General features: G+C 65.7%; 6 protein-coding genes. 4 read left to right on the top strand and 2 right to left on the bottom strand.

What is annotated here, in order from left to right:
• On the bottom strand, positions 1–1,135 hold a 1,135-nt coding region (locus tag C1A15_RS16780), incomplete at its 3' end, for a helix-turn-helix domain-containing protein (RefSeq protein WP_101723627.1).
• A gap of 279 nt (positions 1,136–1,414) precedes the next feature.
• Between C1A15_RS16780 and C1A15_RS16775 the strand changes: the two genes are divergently transcribed.
• Positions 1,415–2,206 carry an HAD family hydrolase gene (locus tag C1A15_RS16775; RefSeq protein WP_101723626.1) on the top strand — a complete coding sequence of 264 codons (792 nt, stop codon included), beginning with the start codon at positions 1,415–1,417 and terminating at the stop codon, positions 2,204–2,206.
• A gap of 369 nt (positions 2,207–2,575) precedes the next feature.
• Here the strand turns inward: C1A15_RS16775 and C1A15_RS16770 are convergent, their stop codons facing one another.
• Positions 2,576–3,088: a nitroreductase family protein gene (locus C1A15_RS16770; protein WP_101723625.1), complete on the bottom strand. Its 513-nt coding sequence runs from the start codon at positions 3,086–3,088 to the stop codon at positions 2,576–2,578.
• A 209-nt stretch (positions 3,089–3,297) separates the two neighbouring features.
• Here C1A15_RS16770 and C1A15_RS16765 point away from each other — a divergent pair, with 209 nt between their 5' ends.
• The 3 genes from C1A15_RS16765 (at position 3,298) to C1A15_RS16755 (ending at position 6,415) form a co-directional block, all read left to right on the top strand.
• Positions 3,298–3,687: a winged helix-turn-helix transcriptional regulator gene (locus tag C1A15_RS16765; protein ID WP_101723624.1), complete on the top strand. Its 390-nt coding sequence runs from the start codon at positions 3,298–3,300 to the stop codon at positions 3,685–3,687.
• 323 nt (positions 3,688–4,010) lie between these two features.
• Complete coding sequence (locus tag C1A15_RS16760; RefSeq protein ID WP_245865071.1) at positions 4,011–5,399, top strand: MATE family efflux transporter; 1,389 nt, start codon at positions 4,011–4,013, stop codon at positions 5,397–5,399.
• Between the two features lie 263 nt (positions 5,400–5,662).
• A complete protein-coding gene (locus tag C1A15_RS16755) occupies positions 5,663–6,415 on the top strand; it encodes a response regulator transcription factor (protein WP_101723845.1) in 753 nt (250 codons plus the stop codon).
• Position 6,416: the final 1 nt, after the last annotated feature.

The following is a 6,416-nucleotide window of genomic DNA, read 5'->3' as shown; positions in this document are numbered from 1 at the left end:
CAGCAGGACGCCAAGGAAGACCCCTGGGCCCGCGGGCCCAGGGGTCTTCCTTGGCGTCCTGCTGCGCATACTTCATCCAGGCGTCTTCCTGACGCGCTTCGGCGATCCAATCGTCCTTCGACTTCGACAGCACGCTGCCGATCAGGCAGGTGATGCCGCACAGGATGCCGCCCACCACGAACGCGATCCAGCTGATGTAAAAGCCGCCCTGGCCGTCGCGGATAAGGTCGCGCAGCTCGTTCTTGTCGAAGCCGTCCCAGCCGCCGATCGGGTCGAGCAGTGGCACGAAGCCCCACACCAGGAACACGATCAGGGCCAGCAGCATGATGACGCCGCAGACGACGCCCATGATGCGGTCGGCGCGGATCTGCTCGGGCGTCTTGACGATGGCAGAGGCGGGCAGGTCGCCTCCGAGGTCCTGGCGGTGCGCGATGTAGGTGAGCTCGGATAGGTCGTACTTCGATTTCTGCATGCCGGCCCAGATGAGGATGCCCACGGCGATGGCGAGGATGAACATGAAGGGGGCGATGGCGAGCTCTTCAAGCGAGACGCCGCCCACGAGGATGGTGCCCTCGTCGGGCGTGAGACCGATCAGCATGATGACGTCGAGCAGGATGATGCCTATGCCGAGCGCGGTGAACAGGGGAAACCGTCGGCCAAAGCGGTCGAGCGTTTCGGCTGAGTATCGAGGCTCGATGGAGGGGTTGCGGCGCTTGAACTCTCCGTGACTGAGGCTTCCCATAACGAGGAGCACCACGCCGACGACTACGCACGATAGCAGCGCGACGGCCTGCAGGTTCCCCGGCCATCCGAGGGCATCGAGCAGCCCGTTCAGGCCCACGCCTACGAGGATGCACGCCACGCCGGCCGCGATGGACAGGTCGAAGCGGTTCATATGAGCATCGTATCGTTCGGTGTCGTTCTCCTTGGCCACGTGCACGCTGCCGCGCATGAGGTCGTCGAGATTGACGTGGAACAAGTCGCACAGCACGAGGATCTTGTCCATCTCGGGGTAGTTCGTGCCGGCTTCCCACTTGCTGACGGTCTGGCGCGACACGCCCAGCTGCTCGGCGAGCCCTTCCTGCGTGATGCCGTAATGCTGCCGCAGGTATACGAGGTTGTCGGCGAAGCTCATGGTGGTCCCTTCTCAAACGTTGTATGCATGATACCCGAAGCGTCGGTCCTTGCGGCTGCGCTTCGACGGTTCCCATCATGCGGTTGCACGCCCGCGCGTTCTACCAACCTGGTGGTGCGTTTCGCGATTCTTTGCGCACGCTCAGGTTGCGAGGCTGATTGAGCTGGGATTTTGTAAAACAGGTTTCAAGTTCGTGCAAAGTCTCCGTGCGGGCTCATGCGGGTTGGAGGGGGCGGCGTACAATGACGGCATACGACGGATTTCGAGGAGGCTTCTCACATGGTCAAGCTCATTGCCAGCGACATGGACGGTACGTTTCTCGACGAGAACCAGTGCGTGCCCGACGGCTCGTACGATCTCATCCTGCGCCTGCGCGACGCGGGCATCCGGTTCGTAGCCTCGTCCGGCCGTCGCTTCGACACGCTGAACGAGCTGTTCGAGCCCGTGGTGGAGTGCATGGACTTCGTCGCGTCCAACGGAGCGCAAGTCGTCATCGAAGGCACGCTTGTCGACCGCGAGGTGTTCTCGCATGCGGCGCTGCGTCGGTTGGCGCGCACGTGCGACCTGTTCGACACGCTGCATCTCGCGCTGTTCGACGAGACGCGCAGCTACCTTCTGGACGACGAGGAACGCTTCGAGCGCGAGGTGGACAAGAACCTGCCGAACCCGGTGCGCGTGTTCGATGTGCCGTCGCCTGAGGTGAACATCTTGAAAGCCTCGGTGTACTGCGATGAGGGCGTCATGGACATGGCGTATGCCCTCACGCGCGAACTGGAGGCCGATTTCGTGTTCGCGCCGTCGGGCCGCAAGTGGATCGACGTCATGCAGCGCGGCGTGAACAAGGCCACCGGCATCGAGCAGGTGATGGCTGCCCACGGCGTGCGCGCCGAAGACGTGATGGCGTTTGGCGACTCCATGAACGATTACGAGATCCTGCGCATGGCGGGCACGAGCATCGCCATGGGCAATGCTCGCTCGGCCATCAAACAGATCGCCACGAAGGTGATCGGGACGAACGTCGAGCGCAGTGTCCAACGCGAGCTGCGCGCCGTGCTCGACACCATCGAGTAGAAGGTGGCGAACTCGGTTCGCCTTTGTCTCAGAGCCCGGTTCCGAATTCCTGCCTTCCGTGCATCGAACGGGGACTCAAGTGGCAAGTTTTCACCGGATTCGGATGTTTCGGGTCGGGCCGCGGGCGCTCCGGGATGCTCCGTCCTGCATCATGCCTGGTCGCGAGGAACCCTCGTCTCGTCGGAGATGCGCCGCCCGCTCCGAGCGGGGCGCAAACATCCGAATCCGGTGAAAACTTGCCATTCCGGCGACGAAACGATGCACGGAGCGCCCATGGGGCGACGCGCCCGTCGGGGATCGGGCCGAGCCGGAGATTGTGCCAAAGAGGGAGTCGGAACCAAATGTACGTTTTTTCGACCTCCCTCGATCCTACCCGTTGACGACAAATTCGCTTGAGGGGATGCGCTCGGTTGCGTGGCGGTCGGGGCTGGCGGGGTCGCAGGCGGCGTGCCCGACGGCCAGGATGTTCACCGGCTCGAGCGACGGGGGAAGTGCGCACGCTTCGCGCACGATTGCGGAATCGAAGTTGCAGATCCACACGCTGCCCAGGCCGAGGTCGGCGGCGGCGAGCATCAGGTGGTCGGTCACGATGGAGGCGTCGACTTCGGCGGACGACCAGCCGTCTGCCCGACGCTTCCAGGCGCGTTCGCCGTCGACGCACACGACGAGCGCGAGCGGCGCGCCGTGCAAGTTGGCCGCTTCTCCCAGGTGAGCGAGGCTTGTCGCGCTCGTCGCGCAGACGACGCGCACCGGTTGGCGGTTGGCGGCGGTGGGCGCGACGCGGCCCGCTTCCACGATGGCGTCGATCAGCTCCTGGCTGACGGGGGCGGGCTGGTAGGCGCGAATCGAGCAGCGCTTTCGTGCGAGGTCGAGAAACGTCATGAGGTGCTCCTAACATTCGGGTTGGGGTTCCGGTGTTCGGTCGCCTTTCATCCTACGCTTTGCTATCCTCAGAACAAGTAGACACTTTTTTGGAATATACTACCCAAAAAGATAGTATTGGACGGCAGGTCGAGCGACACATCGAGCGACGCACTGCACGACGCGTCGAGTGCCGTGGCGGATGCTGCATCGAGCGAAAGAGGCTGCGCATGAAAACCTGTCCGAGCGCGTACCATTGCCCCGTGGAGGCCACCATCGACATCGTGGGCGGCAAGCACAAGGTGCTGATCCTGTGGCACCTGAGCAACGCGCGCGTGCTGCGCTTCGGCGAGCTGCAGCGCAAGATGACACAGGCCACGCCGAAAATGCTGACCCAGCAGCTGCGCGAACTCGAGGCCGACGGCATGGTGCATCGCGAGCTGTACCATCAGGTGCCGCCCAAAACCGAGTACTCGCTCACCGAGCGGGGCGCGAGCTTCGTGCCTATCCTCAACCAGATGTGCGCATGGGGCAAGGTTGTGCTGGACGACGCGGGTACCGGGACGTCCGCCAACCCCGCCGTCCCTGCAGCCGTCCCCGCCGCGCCTCCCGCGGGTTGACCGCGCCTGCCCGGCGCGGTATGCTGGGCGACGCTGTATCCGCCTCAACGAGAAGGCACGCATGAAACTCTGCAGAGTAACGGCTCCGCGCATGATCGCCGATGAAGCATCGCACGGAGCACCGGGACATACTCATCGGCATCGATAGGCGCGCTGCCCAGGTCAGGCACGTCTCCTCTTCGATGCCGGCATGACGGAATCCTTTGAGCGCCGCAGGTGATGATTCATCTGCGGCGCTTTTTTTGCGCGCAGCGTCGGACGCGCCGGTCGCGTCCCGCTCGCATTCCGCATTCCGTTTCCCGAATTCTCAGAGGTGAGCAACCGTGTCGAAAGCACCAATCAAACTCGAATCCAACGCTCCTCTTTCCTTTACCGAGGGGCCGCTGTTCCGGCAGCTTCTCGCCTTCGCGCTGCCGCTCATGGCGGTGAACCTGCTGCAATACGTGTACCAGGCGGTCGACATGGTGGTGGTCGGTCAGGTGATGGGTGCGGTGGGGCTCGTATCCATCAGCAATGCGACCAACGCCACCTTCATCGTGAACGCGTTCGTCATCGGTCTCACGGCGGGCGGCGGCGTGGTGATCGCGCGGTTCGTGGGCGCGCGCGACGTGGTCGGCCAGCGGCGCGCGTACGCGGCCACGATCGCGGTTGCGCTGGCGGGGGCGGCGGCGATCGCCGTGCTGGGCACGATGCTGGCGCGTCCGGCGTTCACGGCCAACGCCGTGCCCGAGGCGGCGCTCGACGGCGCCTGCGCCTACACCGTGGTGCTGTGCTGCGGCTCCGTCGGGCCCTTCCTCATGAACGCTGCAGCCGCCTTCCTCAAGGCGCAGGGCGACGCGCGCACGCCGTTGGCGCTGGTGGGGGTTGCCCTGCTCGTGAACGTGGCGCTCGACCTCGTGCTGGTGGGGCCGGCGGGCTTCGGCGTGGTAGGGGCGGCGATCGCGACGGTCGTCGCGCAGAGCGTGGCAGGGGTCGGCGCGCTTGTCGTGGTGCGGCGGCGCTTTCCCGGCGGGCGCCTGACCGGAGCGTTCGCCTGCGGCGTCCGCGCCGCTGCGCCGCTGCGCGCGAGCGTCGGCGAAGTGCTGCACGTGGGTGTGCCCTCCGCCGTGCAGATGGCGGTGGTGAACCTGTCGTACGCGCTGGTCACCGGGCTGTTGAACCGCTATGGGACCGACGTGGCCGCCGCGGCCGGCGTCGGCCTGCAAATCAGCACCATCGCAGGGCTGCCGTGCTGGGCCATCGGCCAGGCCATCACCACGGCGGCCGCACAGAACGCGGGCGCGGGCGCATGGAGCCGGGCGCGCGACGTGGCACGCCTCGGCGTCACGTTCAACGTGAGCGTGATCGTGGGCGTGCAGGTGGTCGTGCAGCTGCTGGCTCCGCTGATCGTGAGCGCGTACGGCCTGACGGATCCCGCGACGCTCGACATCGCCGTGCTGTACCTGCGCATCACGTGCAGCGTGAACGGGCTGTTCTACGCGGCCATGTACAGCTTCGACTCGTTCGCGCTGGGGGCCGGCTCGCCCCGCCTCGTGCTGGTGAACTCGCTCATCGACGCGTTCGTCGTGCGTTTCGGCTTGGCGTTCCTGCTGAGCGGCGTGCTGGGCTTCGGCTACGTGGGCATCTTCGTGGCGCAGGCCGCGTCGCCCGTGATCCCGGCGGTTATCGGCGGCCTGTACCTGCGCCATTGGATCCGTTCGCGCGGGCTGTAGACGACGGCCCGAGGCGACTGTCGGCCCAAACGGTCGGTTTTTCGCTGAAAAGCGCACGTTTCGGCCGACAGTGCTCGCTGAGGAGGCACCGGTACGTGCGGCGAAAGCCTTCGCCATAGAGGGCCGGGCCGCCGATGAGCGCGGGCTGGTCGGCGGCGCAACGGAAGCGACCGGTTTTTTCTGCTGGGAAGGCGTTGTAAAGTTCTGCGTATCGTGCATACTTGCCGTTGTGCATGGGATTCTCCGAGAAATCCAAGGCGAACATGAATGAAGGGGAGGCGAGCGTGACGGATGCGACGACAGGCGTGACCGTGCTCATCGTGGAGGACGACGCCCACATCAGCAGGATCGTGGCCGACCACCTGGGAAATGCGGGGTACGCGTGCACGCAGGCGTTCTCGGGCACGGAGGCACTGCTCGTGCTGGAGGCTTCGGCCGCGCGCGACGAGGGGTTCGACGTAATCGTATGCGACCTCATGCTGCCCGGCCTTCCCGGTGAGGATATCGTGCGGCTCATCCGTGCCGCCGACGCCCATACGCCCATCGTGGTGACCTCGGCCCGCACGAGCGCCACCGACAAGGTTGACCTTTTGAAGCTCGGGGCCGACGATTATCTGGCCAAGCCCTTCGACCTGGACGAGCTGCTCGCGCGCATCGAGGTGCAGCTGCGCCACTGCGGTCGCGCCCTCGCGCCGCAGCCGGGCGGCAACGTGCTGCGCGTGGGCGCGTGGGTCATCGACCGCGCCGCGCGCACGCTCGCGGTGGACGGCGCGGAGGTGCCGCTCACGCGCACCGAGTTCAACATCGTGGATCTTCTGGCCGCGCACCCGAGGAAGGTCTATACGAAGCAGGAGCTGTTCGAGCTGGCCTGGGGCGAGCCCTATGCCGCCGAGGACAGCACCGTGAGCGTGCACGTGTCCAACATCCGCGCCAAGCTCAAGGCCACCGGCACCGACGGCTACATCCGCACCGTGTGGGGTCTCGGGTTCAAGCTGGCGGTCGACGAGGGTCGATGAC

The organism is Eggerthella timonensis, from assembly GCF_900184265.1.
GTDB lineage: Bacteria > Actinomycetota > Coriobacteriia > Coriobacteriales > Eggerthellaceae > Eggerthella > Eggerthella timonensis.
This window is presented reverse-complemented; position numbering and strand designations above follow the sequence as displayed.

Bases quoted from the DNA above. Each gene is read 5' to 3' on its own strand.
- C1A15_RS16770 (WP_101723625.1), bottom strand. From the start codon at position 3,088: ATGACGTTTCTCGACCTCGCACGAAAGCGCTGCTCGATTCGCGCCTAC.
- C1A15_RS16765 (WP_101723624.1), top strand. From the start codon at position 3,298: ATGAAAACCTGTCCGAGCGCGTACCATTGCCCCGTGGAGGCCACCATC.
- C1A15_RS16775 (WP_101723626.1), top strand. From the start codon at position 1,415: ATGGTCAAGCTCATTGCCAGCGACATGGACGGTACGTTTCTCGACGAG.
- C1A15_RS16755 (WP_101723845.1), top strand. From the start codon at position 5,663: ATGAATGAAGGGGAGGCGAGCGTGACGGATGCGACGACAGGCGTGACC.